The organism is Anaerocolumna sedimenticola (genome assembly GCF_009931695.1).
GTDB classification, from domain to species: Bacteria; Bacillota; Clostridia; order Lachnospirales; family Lachnospiraceae; genus Anaerocolumna; species Anaerocolumna sedimenticola.
On record NZ_CP048000.1, the window covers coordinates 305,154 to 328,389 of the forward strand.

Here is a 23,236-nt window from a genome sequence, read left to right on the forward strand (position 1 = left end):
ACCGCCGTCTGCCGAAAAAAGGGTGCAATTAATACACCCTCCGTAATCTATTTTTATAGAAAACGGTGCCCTGCTCGGCAGTCGTCACCTCATATTTGCCATACTCATATGGCTGATGATAAGCAATATGCTTTGGGTTCATTTTATTTTTATTGGAAATAAATGCTTTCTCTAAGGCCATGATGCCGCCACCTTTATCCTATAATCGAAAACTTTGTTTCTACAAGGACATTGCCTTTTATCATAGCCCAAACTGGACATAATTTGTTTTCCAAAGCCACAAGCGTTTTTTCCACATCCGTTTCCTGTGTATCCGACGATTCAATAAACAATTCAAGTTCAATTTTTGATAAGGCCTTTGGATGTTCTTCCTTGACATATCCTTTTGCTTTTGCGTGTAAAGATGATATATTTCTCTGCATTTGGTTTCTCAGGATAATTGCCATGGTTGAGCAGACACAGGATGAAAAGCTAAACAGTAAGAGTTCAAGTGACGTATATCCTTCTCCTGTACCAAATGGCGGGAAATAATCAATTACCACTTCCGGGTTAGAACGTGATGTAGCGGAAAATTTCACCTTGTTGTCTATGGATTTCAAATTAATCTCCAAAAAATCATTACTCATTTTACGTGGTTCCTTTCAAATATTATTTTTTTTGAGATGCAACTTCAAGAATCATAGAGATTTCTTCCCGTATTTCTTCATCTGTGGGATTTTCGTCAAGTAACAAAATACGCTGAATCATATTGGTTATGGAGCGGGTAATAAATTTGATCCACAACATAGAGGATGTTATCTCAGCATATTCCACTCTGTTTTGATGATACCGTTCTTGTTCCCAAAGAAGCAGTTTCTGACGTGACATTTCGCATCCTTCGAAGCCAAGCCAAGTCTTTATCGCTAAACGATATACAAGTCTGTCATTCTCCGAAAGGATTTTCTTTTGCTTAATCCTATAAACACATGCCTCTTCAAACGATAAATCCTTTGGGATTTCATTTCCAAGCCGCTCAATCAATTCCTCAAATTGAACACGAACGACTTTATCAAACAAATCCTCTTTGTTTTCAAAGTAATAATAAATTGTCGGCATTTTACAGCCTGCCGCCGTATAAATATCCCTTAAAGTAGCACCGTGAAATCCATGCTGGTCAAAGAGCCGGAGCGCATGGTATGTTATTTTGTCTTTTATAGAATTTCACCTCCTATATATCTATCGATATATAGAATTATACTTCAACCAATTTAACTTGTCAATAAAAAAAGTTGGAAGCATTGCCACCTCTTACAATCCAACCCACATTGACATAATTAACAATACTACTTTATTGGATTAAGAAAATGTTCCTTTTGCAATATCCGCAACAGTCATATGATAAATAAAGGGGTTGCCTTCAAGCGTAATGGATTTTGCATTAAGACCTAATTTGTTAAGATGATTATTCAAAATATCATCTTTTAGCTTTTTTCAGTTTCAGAAGAAAGTATTCTTAAAACGGGCATTTCATTCGGAAAATCCATCTTCATTACTTCACGAATATTATCATTAAATTTATATGTTTGTTCATTATTCATATCGTTTATATCGTGATCTGGAACGGAACGAACAGGAAATGGTATTAGAGGGAGATTTGTCGGAGTTATTGCAACATGAATAGGACAGGAGCAATAAGGTATATGAAAAAGATTGGCATTGTAGGTGCCAAAAAGCATTCGTTGGAAATACACTGCGAAGAAACCCTGAAATATGCGTGTGCTCAATAAAGAAAAAGGCCTTCCAATGGCAGTTATGCGATTAGAGGGCCTTTCATGCGCCAAAATGCTTTATATCTGTTAAGTGAGGGGCCGCCACCTAACCGTGACGGTCATCCGTCTTTATTTTGTAGTACTTCCGAATCCTCCGTTTCTTTTCTCTTCCACTTCATCATCAACGGTTATACCGTATTCTACAAAGATTCCCTGCATAAATCCGGTACCTGCCTGAAGCTCTATCGTTTTACCTTCATTCGAATCATTTGTAATCTTTGCAAATATATGCCCCTCATTATCCGAATTAAAATAATCGCTGTCAATAATGCCAACCGTATTATTCATCTGGAGACGGAATTTAAATCCAAGGCCGCTTCTGGGATAACACTTTAATACCCAGTTTTCCTCCATTTCTACCCGGATTCCGGTGGGTATCTTAATTGTCTCTCCTGGTGCTAAGTTAAAAGATAAGGGAGTGTAAAAATCATAACCTGCAGACCCTGTTGTCGCACGTTTGGGTAATTTTATTTCTTCATAGATCTTTTTCATTGATTCCTCATCCGTATTAGAAAAAGTATCCAACCAATCTTTAATAAATTGTTCTAAACTCACTTTATGAAATTTTGCTATTCGTTTCATCTTAATACCCATGCATAATAAATCTGTTCTGCATTCCTTTCTCTATTCGTAGTTTTAATAGTGCCTTTTTCATTACTAAAATTCAGTATGAATTCAAAACAGAATTTTTATAGCAATCTATAATCACAGCTCTATATTAAATTCTTTAAATCTGAAGATGCCGCTGCCCTGCTTTAATAATCCCTGTTTGTAAATGCGTATAAAGTTTCTGCTCTGTTGTAAACCATTCGCTCATATTACCCCCCTCTTGCATTTCGCAAGTATACTTGCGTAACTTTCTAACCCTTTATACTATTATTTCATCATATCCAGCAATTCTCTGGCTGCGGTTGAAACAGGGTTTTTGTCACTGGTAATAATACAAAAATTTCTCGCCGGTATTTGTCTTTTAAACTTTAATTCAAAAAGCTCTCCGCTTCTTATGAATTTTTCTGCAAAATCTCTGACCACGGAACCAATCCCAAGATTTCTTAAAGTAAATTGTACTATCATATCACTGGTTGCCAATTCAAATTCTGGTTGCAATATTACTCCGTTGTTTTTTAGTATTTCATCAATGTACCTTCTGGTACTTGTATTTCGCTCCAGGCAAATAATCGGCAATTTTTCCAAATCTGCATATTCAAGGGTCTTATCTCTCAGGTTTTTAAATCTGCTGCCTGCAACAAATATATCCCGTATTTCTTTCACTTCCCTGGCATTGATTTCTGCTTTTGCCTGAAACGGTGCACTGACAACTCCAAAATCTATCTTGCCTTCATACAAATATTCCAATGTTTCAGGTGTCGGTGCATTGGTAACCGTTACTTTAATTCCCGGATACTTCATATGAAAGGCTTCCAGAAAAGAAAGCAGATAAAATTGAAGTGTCATATCACTGGCACCAATACGGATTTCACCATTTTCCAAATCGATCATCTTTTTAAATTTCGTTTCGCCAAGAAGTATTGTTTCATAACCTCTCGCTATGTAGGAGTATAAAACTTCACCTTCCGGTGTAAGTTTAACTCCTTTCTGGGTACGGATAAAGAGATTACTGCCTAAATTAGTTTCTAACAACTTAATGCCCTGGCTTACAGCGGGCTGAGATATACATAACTCTTCTGCTGCCCCTGTAAAACTTCCGAATTTAGCAACGTAATAGAATATTTTATAATACTCAAGATTCATATTCATGTATTAAACCCAATCTTTCCAGATTTCCGGCCTATATCCAACTGTTGCCAGCTTTCCGTTCCTTACAATGGGAGTCTGAAACATTCGGGGATGTTCTAAAAGTTTCTCTTCTTTATCCGTTTCATCCGACAAATATTTCACAAAGTTTTCTTCATATTCTTTGGAGGTTTCATCCATCAGCTTACTTAATCCGCCGATAGCTGCTTTAACACTTTTATATTCCCCCAGGCTCATACCGTATTTCCCCAGATCAATAAGCTGATATTTAATCCTTCTTTCTTTAAAATAACGTTCTGCCTTTTTTGTATCAAAGCATTTTGATTTACCAAATATTTGTATATTCATCACCGCTCCTAATTCACCAGTTCTAAAAAGTTGTTTAGTAATCCTTACTTAATAGCAAATCTCTGTACTGTATATTTTTTTCAAACCATTTTACGGCATAGGAACAGGTAAGATTTGCTTTCTTATTTTCTTCTTTTAACTGTTTTACTACTTCCTCCATTAATTTTCCTGCAATTCCCTGACCTCTTAATGAATCATCCACATAAGTATGGTCAATGTTCACCGCATTTTCTGAAATAGCCGGAAAGGTTACTTCTGCAATCATATTGCCATTCTCATCGTTAAGATATATTCGGTTACTTTCATGTTTCATTTCTAATTCCATAATTACTCCTTTCGCTTGATACCTGATTTAGATAAAACAATATAATTTTCTGTATAAACCATCAATTATACTTGTTTCCAGCTATCAATTTCAGCTTTGAAATGGATAATGTGATACGCCTGCATAATTAATATATAGATTTTTGATAAAAACATACATCTGACTCGCTAAATCCTTTACTTTAAAAAATATCGGATTAATTTCTCATTTTTTTTGGTATAAGGGTGATAACGCATAGGAAGATCAATCCAGTTTGCCTTTTTTATTATACTTTTCATATGGCTGAATGTTTCAAAACTGTATTTACCATGATAACTTCCCATCCCGCTTTCACCTACTCCGCCAAATCCCATATACGGGGTCGCCAGATGTATTATGGTATCATTAATACATCCGCCTCCAAATGGGACATTTTTTAAAATATATTGCTCCGCTTTTTTATCCGTGGTAAACAGATATAAAGCTAATGGTTTTGGTTTACTGTTTACATAACCTGTTACTTCTTTTATATTCCTAAAAGTCATAACCGGAAGAACGGGACCGAATATTTCTTCCTGCATTATTTTAGATTCCGGATTAATTCCATCCAATATAGTCGGAGCAATCTGATACACTTTACCCACTCTATCGGTTGTATCAGAATAATCCGTATCTTCAGAATTTTTGTTATCTTGGGAATTCTTTATAATACCATAACCGCCGGTAAGAATGTTTTCACCCTCCATTAATCCAATAATTCTGTTATAGTGCTTTTCATTTATGATTTTGGGGTAATCAGGGTTATCCAAAGGATTTTCACCAAAAAATTCCCTTATATATTTTTTAAGGTATTTTACAAGCTTTTCTTTTATATCTTCTTGTACATACAAATAATCCGGGGCCACACAGGTCTGCCCGGAGTTAATAAATTTACCAAAAGCAATTCTTTTTGCGGCTAAATCCAGATTCGCTGATTTGTCAACGATACAGGGACTTTTTCCGCCAAGTTCCAGGCTGATAGGCGTTAAATGTTTCGCTGCTTTCTCCATAACCAGTTTTCCGACCTCTACTCCTCCGGTAAAGAAAATGTAATCGAATTTCTGGTCTAATAACTCAGTATTTTCTTTTCTGCCTCCCTGTATTACCGTAACGTATTTAGACGGAAAACATCCGGTAAGAAGATCTGCCATAACCTGGGATACATTCGGAGCATAAGCCGACGGTTTAAGAACAACGCAATTTCCTGCTGCTATAGCCCCTATGAGAGGAGCAATACTAAGCTGGAACGGATAATTCCAGGGGGACATTATTAAAACAACGCCATAAGGCTCAGGTAAAATAAAACTTCTGCCGTAAAATTGAGCCATAGGAGTTTTAACATGCCTGGCAGCTGCCCATTTTGACAGATGGTTTATAAATGTTTTGATTTCATCTAAAACAATTCCGATTTCCGTCATATAACTTTCGAATCCGGATTTGTTTAAATCTTTCTTAAGTGCCTCTGCAATTTGGTTCTCGTTATTAATGATTGCCATCCTTAGTTTTTTCAGTGCATTCTTTCGAAAAGAAACCGATTTGGTTGAACCGGTATTAAAATATTCTCTTTGCCTTATTAGAATTTCCTGAACCGTCATTGCTTATAAAACCTCCATGCTGCCGATACCCGCGAATTTGGGCGTCAGCATTAAATTTGCCGTGTGAAAAATTTATTTTTCACACTAACGCCCATGCTCTTTGGGCAAAAATCGTGAAGAATAGCGTCTTTTGCTATTCTTTTAATGGCTCGCATGTTGTTGGCGAGACTATTCACACTAACCGCCATGTTATTTCCAACGCGCCTCATGTTTGGGCCGAGGATTTCGCAGGCACAAACATGTGTGTGAATTATACCTTTCAATAATTCACACTACCTCCTATTTCTTTATTTTAAGATGTCTGAATTATAAATGCAAGGTAATATTGAGATTATCCTTAAGAAAATTATGTACACCAAAATCCTCTGTTTATTTTTCTATTTTTAATGTCCAATCCTGCCCGAAATCTACCTGGTAAGTTTCACGGAAGTTGCCCATGCTGATTGCAACAGCCACTTTCATCAGCTCATTGGTATAAACAACGGCTTCACCAGGTTTCACAAACCCAAAGGATTTAGCAAAAGGAACTTTTTCCTGATAAACCAGTTTATCCACATGATATATTGTTACATTTAACAGATCACCGTACTTAAAACCATTATTTAAAAATTCCTCCACGGGGATATTACTCCACAGGTTACCAAAATTCGGATCACAGATTTCAAATATACCCTCAGCCTTTTCCCTTTCTAACTTCGGTTCATGAATTTTGTGGATCACAATTTCCTCCACCGGATAAGACGGCCCGACCTCTTCATAAGTAATAATACCGCTGGCCAATCTGGCAGCACAATATCCGAATAAGTCTCGGCCGTGAAAAATACTGGTTCCAACTGTTGATTGCAATCTGTTAACTGATTCATCAATTTCCCTTACTTCTTCTATCCCTACGTATTTTTTTAAATGAGTTAAAGCTCCGTTATCAGGGGTTACAACAACATACCCGTCAGCAGTTTTTGCAGCACAGGCTTTTCTTGCCGTTCCTACTCCCGGGTCAACTACGGAAACAAATATGGTTCCTTTTGGCCAAAAACGCATAGATTGGTATAGACGGTAAGAAGCACTCCAGGTATCAAAATGAGGTATTTCATGGGTTCCATCAAATATTTCCAAAGAGCGGTCAACAGATTTCACCACGCCGTACATGGAACAAACAGCTCCCTCCTTATAAGTAAAATCTGTCTGAAATACTAATATAGGTTTTTCATTCATTTTAACTAATCCTTTCTAAATCAAATTATCTTACGCCGGCTAATCACATTATATCCAAAAATCTGGTTATATTTTATATAGCTTTTCTCTAGCTTTCCTGCAAATTGGATAGGCGATACATAGCTTCGGTATATACCATAAATAATTGTTTTATTTTATTTATTTCGATTTTCTCATCCGCCTGATGTGCTAATAACAGCTCGTCTTCTTTCATAGGCCCAAACGCAACGCAATTCCTGATTGCCTTACTGTAAGTCACCCCGCTGCTTACCATAGGTTCTGCATTCGTATCTCCTGTTATTCTCCGGTAGGTAGTTAAAAGTGTTTGCACATAGGGAGATGAAATATCCGTTATTGTAGGTTTATCATCATATTTAAGTTCAACGGAAAAAGGTTCTAATGCTTCTTTTAACTTTTGCGTCAAATAAAATGAATCAGTCCCATAGGGATAACGGCAGTCTATATCAGCTGTTACGGTATGGTTTTCTATTATTAAAATCCCTAGATTTAATGTTAATTTACCCATGGATTCCATATCATAATAAATACCCGCACCTGTACCATAGGGATCCGAAAAACAATGATAAAGCATAACCGCCAGAGAATCCTGGCTCACTCTCTGAATTAAATCCAGTAATTGAACCGTTGCGTTACAGCCGTCCGATGGCCTTCCGGCATGTGCAGCCCTCCCATGAACAGTAATCTTAAGTAGTTCCCCTTCGATACTAATTTCACCACGATATCCGGAATTAAGCAGTTCTTTCCGGTAGTTTTCTACTTTTTCACTCCCATCTAAAAAAGCAACGGCGGAAGGACTGACTACATTACACTGGACCCCTCCGGCAAGTTTTACGATACAGGTATCCATACTGGCTTGTATATGCCACATAAGTGCACCCTTTTCACCGTAAGATAAAGGGAATTTACCATCGGGAGTAAATGCAAAATCCGGTTCGCCTGCCTTTGTTATATAATACCGCATATCACCCATGGTTCGTTCTTCGTCGCTGCCAATTACAATACGTATCTCATTTTTACCTTGCAGGTTATGATCTTTTATGTATTTTAAGGCATAATAGGTTACCATAAGCGGGCCCTTCATATCCTGGGTTCCTCTTCCATAGATGTATCCGTTTTGGATATCACCCTTAAAAGGATTATGGTTCCATCCTTCTCCCGGTTCCACTACATCCACATGGGATACCACATCAATACGTTTTCCGGAACTGGTGCCTTTTATTCTGATTGCCAAAACATGTCCGTCAAATTCTAAAATCTCAAAACCATCTTTTAATGCTGTTTTTTTTATCCACTCCAAACCTTCAGATACCTTTTTTCCATAAGGTTCGGATGGCGATATGGCAGTTTCATCATATAATGTTGGAATTTTAACCAGTTCGGAAATTCCCTTAATCATGATTTGAAAGTATGGAGAAATCTCCATACTTTCAAAAATATCTTTATGTTGTTCCAGGTTCCGGGACTTATCAGTTTGAAATACATTTTGCATATTAAATTTTTCTATCTGTTTCCCCTCCTTACAGCTTTTATTATCAAATACCGTTTTATGAAAAGGGATACCACATCTTATATGGCTGCGGCATAATATTCTGTGTAATAATCCAATAGATACAGAAAACCAGCAGAAAGTAATAGATTATTTTCATAAACTTATCTGCTTTCTCTTCTTCTCTTTCGCTGTAATAGGTCCTGGTTTTCCCCTTACCATAACCTCTTAAGTCCATGGCATTCGCAATGTTACCGACCCTGTCAAAGGAGGTAATAATAAGGGGTACGAGAATAAGCACATTTTGCTTAAGCCTGGTCATAACGGAAGCTTTTTTCGGATCCAGCTCAACTCCCCTTACCTGCATGGATACTTTGATGTTTTCAAAATCCCTCCCGATATCCGGAATATAACGAAATGCAATGGAGAATATGGTGCAGATTTTATAAGGAACCTTGACAGAATACAAACCTGCTGCCAGTTCGGAGGGAGTAATGGATAATATAAAAGCCATGGACACTACTAAGGATGTCATCATCTTAAAAAACCGTATGGATAAATACCAGATACTTTCGGCTGAAATATAATATCTCTGTGTAAACTGCACGAGGACGGTATTGCTGCCACCGCACCAGTCACTGCCGCAATATGGTTTTACCAGCCAATATAATATAATATTTATGGAATTCATGATAAAAGCTATGATAAAAAAATATTTTAGAGTTTTCCATTTCGGTTTCAAAGATGTCAGTCCGATCAGGCTGATAATAAATAAAGGCAGTAAAAGGCGTATATCAAAGGACATGATAATATAGACCAGAAGAATGATAAAAGTGCGCACTTTGGTTTTTCCGGTCAATTTATGCAGCCAGGTATCACCGGGTATGAGATTAATCAGGAGTTGATTGTTCATGCTCTTTTTTCATCCTTTCATATGCAATAAAATGCTCAATATATTCTTCCGGATTAAAACCCAGACGTTTGGCTAAAGTATACAGGGAAGTCTGTTTTAAATTTGCCTTTTCAATTACTAAATTATCCGAGAGTACTTTATAAACCGAATCATCTGCAATCAGCTCCCCTTCAGCAAATACTACTGCCCGGTCCGTGTATTGAATGGCCAGATGCATATCATGGGTAATGAACAGGACCGTAATACCATATTTCTCGTTTAATTCATCAAGAAAATTCATGATCTCCGTATAATGAAAATAATCCTGTCCGGCTGTCGGTTCATCCAAAATAATTACTTCCGGCTGTAATACCAGAATAGAAGCAATGGTAATTCTCTTTCTTTGCCCATAGCTGACTGCGGATACCGGCCAATTTCTCATACCGTAAAGTCCGCACATTTTCAGTGTTTTCTTAACCGTCTCATCAATCTCTTCCTTGCTTTTCCCCCGGAGGGTTAAAGCCAGTTCCACTTCCTCTTTAATTATATTTTTAACCAGCATTTGATTAGGGTTTTGCATTACATATCCGATTTTTTTACCGATTTCCTTAATAGATAACTTTAGATAATCCTGGTTTTTAATAAATATCTTCCCTTTCGACGGCCTTATAATTCCGCAGATTAATTTTGCCATAGTACTTTTCCCGGCGCCGTTCTTTCCTACGAAAGCAAGCTTTTCTCCTTTTTTAACGGAAAATGAAATATCTTTTAATACCTCCTGATTTCCATAAGAATAAGAAACCTCCTGTACCTTAAGTATTTCATCTCCAAGCTCCGGCACATAGTTCTTCCATTCCAGTTTCTGCTGTTGGACCAGCTTCTCCCTGAAAGGTTCCAAATCCATCCTATAAATGTCAGACAGGTTCTGCTCTTCCAATAAATCACATCCTGCGTATTTCATAGCCATAATGTATAGCGGGTCACGGATTCCATACTGCGGCAATAAGCCGGAAGCTAATAAATGGTCCGGTTCTCCGTTAAATACGATCCTGCCGTCATTCATAAGGACTATCCTGTCCACGTGCCGGTAAAGCACATCCTCCAGCCGGTGTTCGATGATAAGAATTGTTTTACCCTGTTCTTTATGGATTCGGTCAATCAAATCAACTGCATACATCCCATTCTGGGATCAAGAGCTGCTAACGGTTCATCAAAAATAAGCAGGTCCACATCATCGTGAATGACCCCTGCAAGGGCTACCTTCTGCTTCTGCCCTCCTGATAATTCATAAGGTACATGTAGGAGAAAGTCCTCCATACCCACTATTTCACTTGCCTTTTGTACTTTAGGTAACATCTCATTACGTGGTACGCTGTCATTTTCCAAAGCAAATGCAATATCTTCACCGACCGTCAATCCTACAAATTGTGCATCGGAATCCTGCAGTACGGTTCCTACCATTTTGCTTAATGCAAAAATGCTGGCATTTTTTGATTCAATGCCAGCAATTTTACATGAGCCAGTAATAGTTCCTTCGTACGAAAAAGGATTTAATCCATTAATACAATTTACCAAGGTTGATTTTCCGCTTCCGCTGGGTCCTAAAAGTAATACTTTTTCCCCCTGGAAGATGGTAAGATTAATATTATGCAGTGTAGCTCCTGTCTGTGATTTGTATTGAAATCCAAAATCTTTAAATTCAACTATTGGTTTTTTCATTTTATGTATCTACTCTTTCTCTTCCAGGGTTAAGTTCGTATTGCGGGCATTACGTTTTGCAAATGCAATCAGAATGGGAATACCGATAATAGTCAGTACCAGGGTATTAGCAATCCCTCCTGTTAAGGACTGTACGAAGGTCACTTCCAGCTCGCCGCCGTAAAATAATGTGGTAAATAACGGCGTTATGACACCAAAAGCAAACGCATTGCCGATCACGCAGGTTATAACGTAAATAACCGCATGATGTATTTTAAAAATACCATCATTAATTTTAGCTCCGTAAAGAGGCAGCAGACCGACTATAAAACCTAAAACACCGTTACCAATGGACCAGTCAAACCAATATCCCCACCCGCCGATTAAATCTGCAATGGTATTGCCTGCTAAACATGCTACAAATGCCGGTACCGGACCAAACATGGCACCTACGATAACCGGAATGATCATGGCCGTTGTTAATTTGGTGTTAGTAAAGATTGTAATTCCGCCAAAATTCATTAACACGCCAAATAATGCGGCACCAATGGCAATAACCACGACTGTCTTGGTATTCCATACACCAAGAATTGTTTTTAAAACACTTTTCTCTCTCATTTGTTCTTCCTCCGTATTTAATTTTTTTACCCTGTATCCTTATATGACATAATCTCTCAGAAACCTGGCTTTATTATCTGAGGCATGACGGCTTCTTTACAATTTTTTATGATATTTTGGCCTATATCCTATTATTCATATATAAATACAAGATTTAAATTATTGGTATTATATTCCATAGCAAAAGCATTGTCAATACAATAAATGGGTAATTTGCTGAATTTCCTATTACAAAAGAAAGAACCATTGAAATTCAGTTTCAATAGTTCTTTTTTTACAGGAAATCAATTAGTATTAAATTTTTTATTAATACATCAACTTTTTCCAGTTAATCTTAATCTTCCAGTGCAAGCAATACATCCAATTCCGTTTGGATATCAAACCGCTGTACATCCACATAACCGCACAACCGGGTAAGTACCTGAGGTACATACATTTCCCCGGATTTGGCAGAATATTTCTTCCAGTATTCGCTTGCCGCACTTAGTATCGAAGACGCTTCCTCCTGTAAGGTTTTTTGGCCTGTTAAACGGTACATACATAAAGAAACTGCAGCTTTAATTTTCAGGGAATAATAGAATCCCAAATAACTAAGGGCTTCCATATCATCCAGGGTAAATTTAAGCTCCCGGTTGGCTCCTCTGCTTTTTTCAAGCTTCTTTAACCCTTTCATGGTTTTGTCCGCATGATTCCATATGGAATCAGCCATTGAAAGCGGATCGATTCCTACTATACTTTCATTATTAATCGCTGCCCTGCAGTAATCGGACACGGAAGCATATTCTCCACCCGGAACACTTATGCAGGATACAAATTCATTAATATCAGCAAATACCAGCTTATCTGTTTCCGGCTCATACATACAGCAGCCTTCCGGATACCATTGGAAGTCAAAATCATGCCAATGGGTACAATTTACTTCCGGAATAATATCGGAAGCATGTTTCCAGGTTTCAAATAAAAGATTATCCTCATCTGATTTAAAATGCAGTTTTAATTCATCTTTAAAAAAAGCCTCCTGCAAATTGATATTATAGGATAATTGTCCCCAAATAAAATACATATACCACATTTTATCCACAAATAACGGATGGGATAAGTCCCTCTTATCCATATAGTCCCTGCCCCAGGTAAAGCCATCTGCTCCCATATAATAGCCGGTCATAGTATCTACCGGCATCTGGCTTAAGTACTCACGGGCAAAATCAGGGTTACCCCAGCGGTACATATAAAAATCGTCATTGCGCACAGTCAGCCAGATTTTAATCTCTGGTTTCTTTTCTAACAGGAAATCCCTTATAAAGACAGGTTTGGCATTGGAATACATATGGGCTTGGGAATATTTAAAACTTATTTCAAAGGGACACGGAAAATCTTCAAATTCCGACATAATGCTGTCATAACGGGTCATCTGCATTCTGTGGATGAAACAGAATTCCCTGCCCTTTTGTTCTTCTAATACATCTTTAACTCCTCTGCCATAGGTTTCTGCCAAAAAAGGAACATCCGTATCATCTCCAAACATATGCTCCCCTGCAGTTACCCCAATGCCCGCCAGTAACGGATAAGTCTTTAATAAAGCCTTGGTGCCGCAGTATACATAATCTTTTGTAACCGGATTATCCTGCTCGCTGGTAATGCCATAAGGACTTTTCTCTGTCCCGTAAGTAAATAGGTTCCAGGTGAATATATAAATTTTAATACAACGGTTTTTCGCATATTCCATAACGGACTGCCAGTAAGATATCTTTTCATCCATGGTGATTCTTTTAACGGTTACAAGGCTCTTTTCAAAATCCTCAGCATAAATACCCCATCCGCTTAAACTTGCTTTAAAGGGTCTGGCAGCCCTTTTTACATCCTCCAGGGCAGTCAACGGATATTCCGGAATCCGTACCAGAGATGGAAATGGGGATAAAGTCCATAAAGACAGTACATTATATTTATTTAATGCCATCCGGTCCAGAAATTCCGTCCAAAAACTAAAATCCCACATATCTTTTATATTATAAGAAGCGGAATCCGCAGCATCGGAATAACTTGGCGTCCTGGCATCCAAGGGAATGTTAAACTTTATTCCCCTGTTCTTTAAGTAAGGAGTTACTTCTGTTAAAGTAATACCCTCCGTGCTCTTTTCATGGCTGATATGTTTCGCAAGATCCAATATACCATACATAACTCCGGCTTCATCTCCGCCGGATATTGTTATTACATTATCGGTGCGGTTTAACCGGTATCCCTGAGAGGCAACCGTTTTATCCATCTCAAGTTCCAGTATGGCTGCCGGCTTCCCTTTTAAACAGCCATCTGATTTATGTAGTTCCTCTAAAGCGAACTTAATTGCCTCGGTTAATTTAATTTTACTCTTTTCCTGTATCATACTAACACTATACCCTCCTGATATATATCCTGAAGAAAGCTATTCTGCTATTTTTCCCAAATCTCTTATTCTAGGTTTTTGCCTGCATATTTTTGCGAGACAATTCATACTAAATCAATGGAAAACATATCCCAAACTTCCAGTTTGTCAGCCGATACTTCCACTCTTTTGCCAGCTGCCCTGAAAGATACGCTTTCTTCTCCGATAACGGAACGAACATTTTTCACCATTTGAAATTCCTCCAGTTCTACACTAAAAGACAATCCATGGAAAGGTACGTTTTCCATTAAGGGTCTCTGTCCAATTTCATTTACAAAGTGGACTAAAATCTGCTTTTCTTTCTTATACATGGTAACTTGTACGGCAGACGGTACACTTACTTCCAGTTCTCTTCTTCTGCCCAACATAAAATCAAAGGCATTGGAAATCATTCGGTAATGATCCGGCATCTTAAATTCGGTAATCAGCATATTTAAGGAAAATGGAAGAAACAGGACTTTTCCTTTTCCATAAGTATTTAGAATACACAACGGAATATCCGTATAGGGCGTTGGGATAGAAGAACGTTCCGGGGGAGCACCCACCACTTCCAAAGGTGCAAATGGAGGTATTAAAGTTGCCAGGGTTTTTGCTCCATCCTTTGGGGTACAATAACTTACGGCTCCGCGAAATGCAACCTTGTCCGTATCCATACCTGCTTTCAGCGCTACTCCGTCTTCCTCAAAACGTAAATAGCTGGCGTAAAGGTATTCCCCTACATTAATATCTTCTTTTACACCGAATAGATCACTGTTATTTACAATGCTGCTATAATCCGTATTTTCTGCAATTAAACTTCCTCCATCCGATACATATTCCTTTAACATATCCGATACACCCTCGTATGCCATAAAACCTTCCGGTGCAATCACTACCGGATATTTTTTCATAAGGTCTTTATTCATCCGGTACTCAAACATAAAATCAAACTGGATATGAGCTTTGACAAGTGCCTCAGCCCATCCCCTTGTAGCAGCTGTTCCATTGCTTAACAGTAATACTTCAGCCTTACTGACAGCGCCTTTCATAACTTTCTCTGTCTTTTGAATCATCTTATTTACTTTAGTTACCGCTTTTATAATACGCTTGTCGGTAATGGTATCATTATAACCGGTAAGAGAATGCCAGATAACCCCGCGTGAGGCCGGAACCTGACACATCCAGGGAAGATATTCCGCTTCCGGAAGTCCTACATGTCTCCAATCCATGCCGGGACAGGAATGGATGATACCAAAGGGAATTAAACTGCTGTCTTCTGTCTGCCCTGACTTCATGGCAACGATCGGGTGTATGGTATCCGGAATTCCATTGACCCCATTGGATAAAACATTCTGGGATTCCGTACAGATTAGGTCGGCTGTTTCATATCTGTCATAAATACTGTCTCTGTCAAACCGCCCAAAGGATTTTGATATGGTGGAATTCGGGTTGTAATATAAAATCATTGGAACATCTGCTCTTCTTGCTTTGATAGCCTTGTAAATCACTGCAATATTATCTTTGGTGCACTGGGATAACCAGTCGTCTTCAAATTCTGCCTCACTGTCGGGCATTGGTTTACCGTATTTCTTTATATACCTTTCCTGGCATCTTTCGCAGAAACAGGCAGAAGCAAAAGGTGCATTAAAGAAAATACCATCGATATCATAATTATCAAGGACTTCATTTATAACCGGAACAGCAACTTCCTCATTGCGATACCCTCCGGTTGCACAGGTATTTAAGAACAAAGACCAGTTTCCCATACGTTTCTCCCCCCGGTAATAAGGGGACTTATCCTTATGCCTTGCAAACCACTGGGGTTTTTCCAGATAAGTAGTATCATCGGTGATACTGAAATCAAAACGTGCAACAAATTTAATATTCCTTTTATGGAATTCTAAAATTAAATCCTTTAACAAATCCTTGTCTTTAGGCAGGTATTCATTTATGTGGTGGTATTTCACCTTACTTTCATACCAGGCATAAATCCCGCCTACATTCATAACTACTACATTGGAAGCCATCTCTTCTGTTTCTTTTGCTATTTGGGCAGGATTCATTCCTGGTGTATCTTTTACCAGCAGATTAAACTGTATCACGCGTTTTGGTTCTTTCCACCATAATTCTTCATTCATTTTACCCACCTAGTACCGCAAACCGGTTTGCGGTACTGCCACATTAAAACAGGTTGAAAGAATCTCTATATGGCATCCTTTCATTTTTTATATTTTCTTTCAACCTTACAAACAAGCCGATGCGGCATGCCTCCCATGTCGTTCTTGCCTTTCGGAACATACAATTGGGACTTTGAGTCCGGACATATCTCAAATCCACGATAAGTAAAGCTAACCCGCGTTGCTTATCGCCTGAGTTTATCCCTTCACCGCTCCGGCAGCAACACCTTTTATAATATTTTTCTGCATGACAAAATAGAGAATAAGTATAGGGAGAATAGTAAGCAGATATGCTGCAAATGCAAGTTCCCACTTATTGCCGTACTCACCGGTAAAGTAGAATTGGGAAAGGGCTATGGTACGCAGATTTGTTTTGGTTAACATAAGACGCGGAAATAAAAAGTCGTTCCATATATGTAATGCATCTAATATTATAATTGTCGTTGTTATCGGTTTTAATATAGGGAATAAAACCCTCCAATAAAGTTTCCAAATATTTGCGCCGTCAATTTTGCCGGCTTCTAAAATTTCCCCGGATACTCCGCGGATAAAACCTACATATAAAAATACCGCCATAGGTATATTTCTGCCGGAGTAATAAAGAATCATACCAAAAATAGAATTTGTCATTTTTATATCCGACATTAATTTAACTAAGGGGACTAACGCAGTATAAAAGGGTATCATGATCCCTAATAAGAAAAATACATACATAATATTATAAAATTTCTTATGTTTGGACCATGCAATAATATAGCCTGCAAGACCTGATATTATTACAATTCCCAATAAACTAAAAGCTGTAATTAAGAATGTATTAGCAAATACCCTGTCATAATTCATGATTTCCCAGGCTTTGGGGAAGTTTTCAAAATGAAATTCAGAAGGAAATGAATTGGGGTTTAAAAGTGCTTCTTTCGTAGACTTTAATGAAACAAAAATCATAATCAAAAACGGATATAAAATGATACAGGCCACCAGAATCATAATCAATTCCATAATCAAAGCTTTTATTTTACGACGGCTTAAATTTTTCGTTTTAGTAGTTGATGTCATTTTCACGCCTCCGTAATACGAACATTTGAAATAGAGTAATTGCCAGGATAATTAAAAATAAAACCACTCCTAACGCAGAACCGTATCCCGCTCGTTTATTAGTAAAGGATTCCCCATAAATAGTCAGTGAAATCAATTCACTGGACCCACCGGGACCTCCTCCTGTTAATGCGAACATAAGGTCATATTCCTTAAATGCCCTTTCCACTGAAAGAATCATATTAATCGTAAAAGCCGGGGCAATTAATGGAAAAGTGACATAACGGAACTTTTTCCAGCCGGTAGTACCATCAATATCTGCTGCTTCGTATAAGGACTGGTCAATATTCTGAAGACCTGCAATGTATATTACCATATACCAGCCGGCCATTTTCCAGGCACCTACCAAAACACCCATATATAAAGAAAATTGTTTACTTCCCAGTAAATTATTTGCCATGACCTCAATTCCTAAGGATTTACCAAGTGATGATATCGGTTCTGAAAAAATGAAGCTGAAGATATAACCAACCACCAGGGAACTTAATACCGCAGGAATAAAAAACAGAGCACGGAATACATTCTTTCCTTTGGCAAGACGGTCTAGGCCAACCGCCAGTGCCAGTCCCAGAACATTTAATAAAATCATGGATAGAAATGCATATATAAATGTATTCGTTAAAGGCCTGATAACATACTTATCACCGGCTAAAGTAAAATAATTCTTCAACCCGATAAGCTTAAAGGTTGCGTCAACACCATTCCAGTCAGTAAAACTGTAATATATTCCCCCGAATAGCGGATAAATTACAAATACCAAATAAAAAATAAGTGCCGGCAAGACAATCAGGAACTCTAAATATGTATTTTTTAATCTATGTGGTTTCATTATCTTCCTCCAAATATGTTCAGGTTGTGTGAAACCCGTTCTCACAACCCGAAACCTATTTCTATAGAATTATCCGCTATTCTTACTTATCTATATAATTATCCAGGAACTTTTTCACCCATTCCGGATCGGCCTGTACCAGACGGTCATGTTCATCCTGAATTTTATCTGCTACTGATTTTGCATCCGCACCAGCAAACCAATCCTGCTGTCCGCCTTTTACTATTTCTTTGATTCCAGGAATCCATTCACGGGAAAGAATAGGACTGTTCGGTAGTTTATTGTTGTCAAGAATATCATAAATCAAGTCATAAGCTGGGTCCAGTTCCACATCATTTTCCTTGACAGTTGGTAAATATCTGGTAGTACCATTAAAAATGGTAGCACCCTGTCTTGAGGTTATGAAATCTAAAAAGTCAAAGCAAAGATCTTTATTTTTTGCATCCTTTGTAATGCTGACACCGGAATCAAATCCTGAAATAATTGTCTGATCTTTCGGATCATCCGTAAAACAGGATGGAAGTACCATGATATCAAGATCCGGATCTAATTCTTTTAAATTACCCACCTCCTGGGCAACCTGAAATATAAATGGTGTCTCACCGGTAATAAAACTCTTTCTCATACCATCGACATCATTTCCCAGCGCATTATCAGGAATAAAGGGACGCATTTGTTCATATTTATCAAACATACTTAAATATAAATCGTCATTCCAGGCTGCTTTACCTCTTAAAATATCTGCATACCAGTTTGGATTTTTACCGTAGATACTCTGATATACATATTGGAAAGTCCACGCTGTTACACTTGATGTATCTTTTCCTGCAGTAGCTACAGGTTTTTTAATCCCTGCTGCTACACATTTATTTAATAGATTCAGGAATTCCGGCCAGCTCTTAGGATAATTATCATTATTAAGATCAACACCTGCTTTTGTTAATGCACCATTATTTACAATTATGGCTGAAACGGATAAAGCCATAGGTATAGCATATAAATTTCCATTATATTTAAATAAGTCTAAATCCCCGTCTACTAATCTGTCCTGAAAGCCGGTATCTGTTAAAGGCAGTAAATATCCGCTTTTTGCATAACCCTGTTCTGTAGCACCGCCCTGTGCAATATACATATCCGGCAAGGATTCGGATGCGATCCAGCTTGTCATCATTGTTTCAAAGTCTGTTACTGTCTGGCAAACAACAGTATCTAATTGTACATCCGGATTTGTTTTCTGATATTCGGCTATCACTTTGTTAAGTGTCTCTGCCTCAATAGGGCCGCAGGCAATGGTAATTGTTCCGGAGTAAGGAGCTTTTCCAGTTGAACCTGTTGCCCCGGAACTTGTTTCGGAACTGCTGCCGGATTCAAGAGTCATTTTATCCGAAGTTGTTTCTTCTTTTTTACCGCCTGAGCATGCTGTTAAACTTATTACCATAACAATTGTAAGGATTAAAGATAAAATTTTCTTCATTATACAGTTTCCTTCTTTCTTAGTTTAAATTTAGGTAATAGTGAAACTTCAATATTGTATCTATATAGTTTAGCAATTACCTATAGGTTAAATTTTGTGAACGAGTTCCAATACGATCAAGTACTTATGTATCCCCCATTGTGTACTCACTTTTGCACGACCTAAGGATTTACCTCATTAATTGGTTTTCCAGCTATCTTTCTCTACGACCAGAGGCTCTCTGCTTGTATTTATAATAATTACACCTCCTTTCATCTTAGCTATGTTCTCATTGCTAATAATACCCAGCGTAGATGGTAATAATGGACAATGAAGTGAAATAACATCGGATTCTTTTAAGCGTCTGTCCAAAGGAACATATTCCCCTATTCTTCTGCCCTCCTCACTCTGAATTCATCATAAGCCATTACTTTCATACTGAATGGTTTATCAGCATTTAAGAACCCATCTTCTTTTAAGACACGGAAGAATTCCAATAACTCCGGGGTATCATTGGCACTATTGGGGAAGCCAAATCTTCTTCGCAAATCATATTCTTCTCCCGTTTTTTATCTGTAGCTTTTTATTGAGTATTGTTTATTTATGGATTTCATTATAATTAAATTGTTAATATCCTAGTACCCTGCCACGAACGAATCTTTGGCCTATTTTTGTTACAACGGCACAAAGAAGAAAGTTTAATAAAATAATAACTTCTGGGTGATTCCACAGAAGCCTAGTCAGATAAATAAAAATATCTAGTACTATGTGATATTAAAAGTAATTTAAGTTCTTGATATTTTATGGAGTATTAAGCAGTGAAGTAAAAGAGAATTAAAGATGTTTATTTTTTCGTTTTTACCAAATAATCATTAAAATTAGTGAAAAATATTCTTTCCTGATGACTAAATAATGGGTTCATCCCTAAGGCTATCCGCAGCTTATCCAGCCGGTAACTCATTGTATTTTTGTGAATATGAATATGCTTGCTTCCTTCCGCCAGATTATAATCCGTAGGTGCCAGAGCACTTATTACCTCTATATAATTATCTATGAATTTATCATCGAACTGTATCTTAAATATCTCAAAAATGCCATTCAATTCAGTTAAAGGTAAAAGGGACTTAAGATATTCCTCTAAATAGTCGTAAAAAAAATAACTGTTATTATCTGTTTTTATATTTTCAAATAACCATTTGCAATGTAGGTAACTAATACGATATTGAGTAAAGTTATTTTGAAAGGATCCTGTATATAACGTATAATCAATATTGATTGTTTTTAAGTATTGCAGTATCTGACTAATACTTTCACCGACAAATATTTTATAGGTCTGCATTAAATCCAGCAACTTTCCATCAAAATGCTTAAAAATAATAATGCAATTATTTCTGGTAACGCTTATAATATCCTGGGGAGAAGTAAGATGTTTCTCTCTTATACCTGATAATATCCGCTCTGCCAAATCCGATTTTTCTTTAAACCGGATCAGAATAGGTATGCGAATCAATTCTCCTTTCAAATTTAAACGATCCGCATACTCTCCCAGTTCTTCTTCCGTTACATTTTCCCCATACAGGATACGGTTCAGAAATTGCTCTTTTATATTCCGCCTCTGAAATCGTTCTTCCTTGTAAATTTCATATTCCAGCATGGTTTCCATGGACATACGGATAATTAAAGAAATAGGCCGTATCTCTGAAGGTTCACCGGTAATGCCGATTACCCCCATTTTTTTATTTTTATAAAAAAATGCTACATTAATCCCTGCTTTCACCCCAACAAATTGATTGTTTTTGTCAACAATAATCTCGTCCTCTTCACCATGGACGATACGATATGCAATCTCGTGAAAAGTACCTATTCTGCTTTCCGTCCTGCTGGCAATAATGATACCTTTTTCATCCATTATATTAATATTATAGTCTGTATACTTCTTGATTTTTTCAATAAATCGCTGTGCAAAAACTGAATCCAACATATAACCTCCCCATCCCATCACAGGCTTTTAGGCTTTCCTTTACCAGTTTTATCTACCATTTTTTTTGCTCATCAAATATGTAAAAATCCAGTCCAAGAAATGATACGATGGCGGGAATATATTTTTTACCTGATCGCTCACCATAAAGAATCAGATGGATGTATTTTGGAGATACTCCGATTTTCTTGGCAAGTTCTTTCTGGGTCATCTGCTTGTCTATAAGACACTTTTTAATCTCAGCACCCAGGGGTGTCAGTTTTCTTCTTTTCATCAGCCATACTCCTTTCCGGACATTATATTAAGCAGAATATACCGCTTTATTTAAATACCTGACGAATCAAAATTTACTTGTTGTTGCTGTCTAAAAATCACTTGCTTTATTTCATTTTTATTAGTAATGTGCTATGATAATTGTATGTATTGGCTTTCATAATTTCAGTATAGTACTGTTATCAGAACATGTCAATAGATATAGTATCATTATTAGAACTTTTTTAGGAGGTAATTATGCAGACAATAGGCGAACGGATTCGCTATGAAAGAATGACACATAAAATGTCTATGCAGGCACTTGCTAATGTATTGGGCAAATCAAAAGGGAATATAAGCGAATATGAGAAAGGAAAATATGAGCCGTCGGCGCAGACCGTTATTGCTCTTTCCCGTATATTTAATGTATCTGCAGATTGGCTTCTGACCGGAGAAGAATATTTAAATAATTCTGAAGACAGCACTCCCCTGTTAAACCTCTCAGATATGGAAACCGACCTGATTTCCATGTTCCGTCTCTTAGATGAACGTGATCAGGAAGATGCTTACGATAATATTTATTACAAATATAAACGGGTCTATAAAGATTCTTCTCTTTACCAGCGCTATGCATTAGACCGGGTTGCGGAAGAAACTGCTGTAGATTATAAAAGCTCCCAAAATAAGAATGATTGAATTTTTTGTTCTAATTGATAGATTTTTCTATCAATTAGAACCGGAACGGAAATTATACTATAATCCTCAGAAATATTAAAAAGCCGGCATTAACACCGGCTCTTTTTTAACTATTTAAAGTATCTGACAAAACTCAATTTTCTCTTTATTAGGGCCTGCAATAATGAAAAACCGGATACCATTTGCCCAGAACGGTAATTCCCTGATTCCCGGTTCAACGATTTCAAAACCCTCTTTGACTGCATTTTCATAAGTCGCATCAATATCATTACAGTTTACCGCGAAATGATTTACCGCCCGTCCCTGGGTGAAATATCCGCCGACTCATAAACTTCTAATTCCAGGCTTTCGAATTTTAAGAATCCAACTTTATTTCCCTCATTAACAGTATGGTAAGTCAGGTCAAATCCAATTTTTTCATAAAAATCTATTGTCTCTTCATAGCGATCGGTGGGAATACCTATATGCTGTATTCCGTCACAAAATTCCATAAGCCTCATATATACCCTCCTATATTTACCAATATAATAATTAAAGATTTATATTCATGATAACATAAAGAACGGGTTATGAAAAGTGAAA

The 23,236-nt window shown here is 37.4% G+C and carries 25 protein-coding genes; 1 reads left to right on the plus strand and 24 read right to left on the minus strand.

Annotation, left to right across the window (positions count from 1 at the left end; all coding sequences use genetic code 11):
• Positions 1 to 28: 28 nt before the first annotated feature.
• From Ana3638_RS01275 to Ana3638_RS01380, 23 genes are all read right to left on the minus strand, one after another.
• A complete protein-coding gene (locus Ana3638_RS01275; RefSeq protein ID WP_161836326.1) occupies positions 29 to 181 on the minus strand; it encodes a hypothetical protein in 153 nt (50 codons plus the stop codon).
• Positions 182 to 194: 13 nt separating this feature from the next.
• A complete protein-coding gene (locus Ana3638_RS01280; RefSeq protein WP_161836328.1) occupies positions 195 to 626 on the minus strand; it encodes an OsmC family protein in 432 nt (143 codons plus the stop codon).
• 22 nt (positions 627 to 648) lie between these two features.
• Positions 649 to 1,194 (minus strand): TetR/AcrR family transcriptional regulator, encoded by a 546-nt coding sequence (locus tag Ana3638_RS01285; RefSeq protein WP_161840389.1) that lies wholly within the window; start codon positions 1,192 to 1,194, stop codon positions 649 to 651.
• A gap of 683 nt (positions 1,195 to 1,877) precedes the next feature.
• On the minus strand, positions 1,878 to 2,390 hold the full coding sequence (locus Ana3638_RS01290; protein WP_161836330.1) for a dCTP deaminase/dUTPase family protein: 513 nt from the start codon (positions 2,388 to 2,390) through the stop codon (positions 1,878 to 1,880).
• Between the two features lie 294 nt (positions 2,391 to 2,684).
• A complete protein-coding gene (locus tag Ana3638_RS01295) occupies positions 2,685 to 3,566 on the minus strand; it encodes a LysR family transcriptional regulator (RefSeq protein WP_161836332.1) in 882 nt (293 codons plus the stop codon).
• Between the two features lie 3 nt (positions 3,567 to 3,569).
• Positions 3,570 to 3,911, minus strand: a complete 342-nt coding sequence (locus Ana3638_RS01300) for an arsenate reductase family protein (RefSeq protein WP_161836334.1) — start codon at positions 3,909 to 3,911, stop codon at positions 3,570 to 3,572.
• Between the two features lie 34 nt (positions 3,912 to 3,945).
• Positions 3,946 to 4,236, minus strand: coding sequence for a GNAT family N-acetyltransferase (locus Ana3638_RS01305; protein ID WP_246240676.1), 291 nt, complete (start codon positions 4,234 to 4,236; stop codon positions 3,946 to 3,948).
• Positions 4,237 to 4,412: 176 nt separating this feature from the next.
• Positions 4,413 to 5,849 carry an aldehyde dehydrogenase gene (locus tag Ana3638_RS01310; RefSeq protein WP_161836336.1) on the minus strand — a complete coding sequence of 479 codons (1,437 nt, stop codon included), beginning with the start codon at positions 5,847 to 5,849 and terminating at the stop codon, positions 4,413 to 4,415.
• A gap of 369 nt (positions 5,850 to 6,218) precedes the next feature.
• Positions 6,219 to 7,061 carry an SAM hydrolase/SAM-dependent halogenase family protein gene (locus tag Ana3638_RS01315; RefSeq protein ID WP_161836338.1) on the minus strand — a complete coding sequence of 281 codons (843 nt, stop codon included), beginning with the start codon at positions 7,059 to 7,061 and terminating at the stop codon, positions 6,219 to 6,221.
• An 88-nt stretch (positions 7,062 to 7,149) separates the two neighbouring features.
• On the minus strand, positions 7,150 to 8,571 hold the full coding sequence (locus Ana3638_RS01320) for a Sapep family Mn(2+)-dependent dipeptidase (protein WP_161836340.1): 1,422 nt from the start codon (positions 8,569 to 8,571) through the stop codon (positions 7,150 to 7,152).
• A 55-nt stretch (positions 8,572 to 8,626) separates the two neighbouring features.
• Entirely contained in the window at positions 8,627 to 9,481 is an 855-nt protein-coding gene (locus Ana3638_RS01325; RefSeq protein ID WP_161836342.1) for an energy-coupling factor transporter transmembrane component T family protein, read from the minus strand.
• Positions 9,459 to 10,622: an ABC transporter ATP-binding protein gene (locus tag Ana3638_RS01330; RefSeq protein ID WP_330587789.1), complete on the minus strand. Its 1,164-nt coding sequence runs from the start codon at positions 10,620 to 10,622 to the stop codon at positions 9,459 to 9,461. Before Ana3638_RS01330 ends, Ana3638_RS01325 begins: the two co-directional genes overlap by 23 nt.
• Positions 10,619 to 11,179, minus strand: coding sequence for an ABC transporter ATP-binding protein (locus Ana3638_RS25945; protein WP_330587791.1), 561 nt, complete (start codon positions 11,177 to 11,179; stop codon positions 10,619 to 10,621). Before Ana3638_RS25945 ends, Ana3638_RS01330 begins: the two co-directional genes overlap by 4 nt.
• A gap of 9 nt (positions 11,180 to 11,188) precedes the next feature.
• Positions 11,189 to 11,776 carry an ECF-type riboflavin transporter substrate-binding protein gene (locus Ana3638_RS01335; protein ID WP_161836344.1) on the minus strand — a complete coding sequence of 196 codons (588 nt, stop codon included), beginning with the start codon at positions 11,774 to 11,776 and terminating at the stop codon, positions 11,189 to 11,191.
• Positions 11,777 to 12,110: 334 nt separating this feature from the next.
• Positions 12,111 to 14,156 carry a hypothetical protein gene (locus Ana3638_RS01340; protein ID WP_161836346.1) on the minus strand — a complete coding sequence of 682 codons (2,046 nt, stop codon included), beginning with the start codon at positions 14,154 to 14,156 and terminating at the stop codon, positions 12,111 to 12,113.
• Between the two features lie 104 nt (positions 14,157 to 14,260).
• Positions 14,261 to 16,312, minus strand: a complete 2,052-nt coding sequence (locus tag Ana3638_RS01345; protein WP_161836348.1) for a family 10 glycosylhydrolase — start codon at positions 16,310 to 16,312, stop codon at positions 14,261 to 14,263.
• 237 nt (positions 16,313 to 16,549) lie between these two features.
• Positions 16,550 to 17,407 carry a carbohydrate ABC transporter permease gene (locus Ana3638_RS01350; protein ID WP_161836350.1) on the minus strand — a complete coding sequence of 286 codons (858 nt, stop codon included), beginning with the start codon at positions 17,405 to 17,407 and terminating at the stop codon, positions 16,550 to 16,552.
• Positions 17,391 to 18,275: a carbohydrate ABC transporter permease gene (locus Ana3638_RS01355; RefSeq protein ID WP_161836352.1), complete on the minus strand. Its 885-nt coding sequence runs from the start codon at positions 18,273 to 18,275 to the stop codon at positions 17,391 to 17,393. The genes Ana3638_RS01350 and Ana3638_RS01355 overlap by 17 nt, the downstream gene beginning before the upstream one ends.
• Positions 18,276 to 18,357: 82 nt before the next feature.
• On the minus strand, positions 18,358 to 19,749 hold the full coding sequence (locus Ana3638_RS01360) for an ABC transporter substrate-binding protein (RefSeq protein ID WP_161836354.1): 1,392 nt from the start codon (positions 19,747 to 19,749) through the stop codon (positions 18,358 to 18,360).
• 177 nt (positions 19,750 to 19,926) lie between these two features.
• A complete protein-coding gene (locus Ana3638_RS26980) occupies positions 19,927 to 20,100 on the minus strand; it encodes an NAD(P)-dependent oxidoreductase (RefSeq protein WP_330587793.1) in 174 nt (57 codons plus the stop codon).
• A gap of 14 nt (positions 20,101 to 20,114) precedes the next feature.
• Positions 20,115 to 20,276 (minus strand): hypothetical protein, encoded by a 162-nt coding sequence (locus Ana3638_RS26985; protein WP_330587795.1) that lies wholly within the window; start codon positions 20,274 to 20,276, stop codon positions 20,115 to 20,117.
• Positions 20,277 to 20,572: 296 nt separating this feature from the next.
• Positions 20,573 to 21,709: a CdaR family transcriptional regulator gene (locus Ana3638_RS01375; protein WP_161836356.1), complete on the minus strand. Its 1,137-nt coding sequence runs from the start codon at positions 21,707 to 21,709 to the stop codon at positions 20,573 to 20,575.
• A 52-nt stretch (positions 21,710 to 21,761) separates the two neighbouring features.
• The gene (locus Ana3638_RS01380; RefSeq protein ID WP_161836358.1) at positions 21,762 to 21,980 is read right to left on the minus strand and encodes a helix-turn-helix transcriptional regulator; all 219 of its coding nucleotides are present in this window, start codon (positions 21,978 to 21,980) and stop codon (positions 21,762 to 21,764) included.
• A 236-nt stretch (positions 21,981 to 22,216) separates the two neighbouring features.
• On the opposite strand from Ana3638_RS01380, the gene Ana3638_RS01385 reads away from it, so the two are divergent.
• Positions 22,217 to 22,654 carry a helix-turn-helix domain-containing protein gene (locus Ana3638_RS01385; protein WP_161836360.1) on the plus strand — a complete coding sequence of 146 codons (438 nt, stop codon included), beginning with the start codon at positions 22,217 to 22,219 and terminating at the stop codon, positions 22,652 to 22,654.
• A 290-nt stretch (positions 22,655 to 22,944) separates the two neighbouring features.
• Here Ana3638_RS01385 and Ana3638_RS01390 read toward each other — a convergent pair whose 3' ends face one another.
• The gene (locus Ana3638_RS01390; RefSeq protein ID WP_161836362.1) at positions 22,945 to 23,154 is read right to left on the minus strand and encodes a VOC family protein; all 210 of its coding nucleotides are present in this window, start codon (positions 23,152 to 23,154) and stop codon (positions 22,945 to 22,947) included.
• Between the last annotated feature and the right edge of the window lie 82 nt (positions 23,155 to 23,236).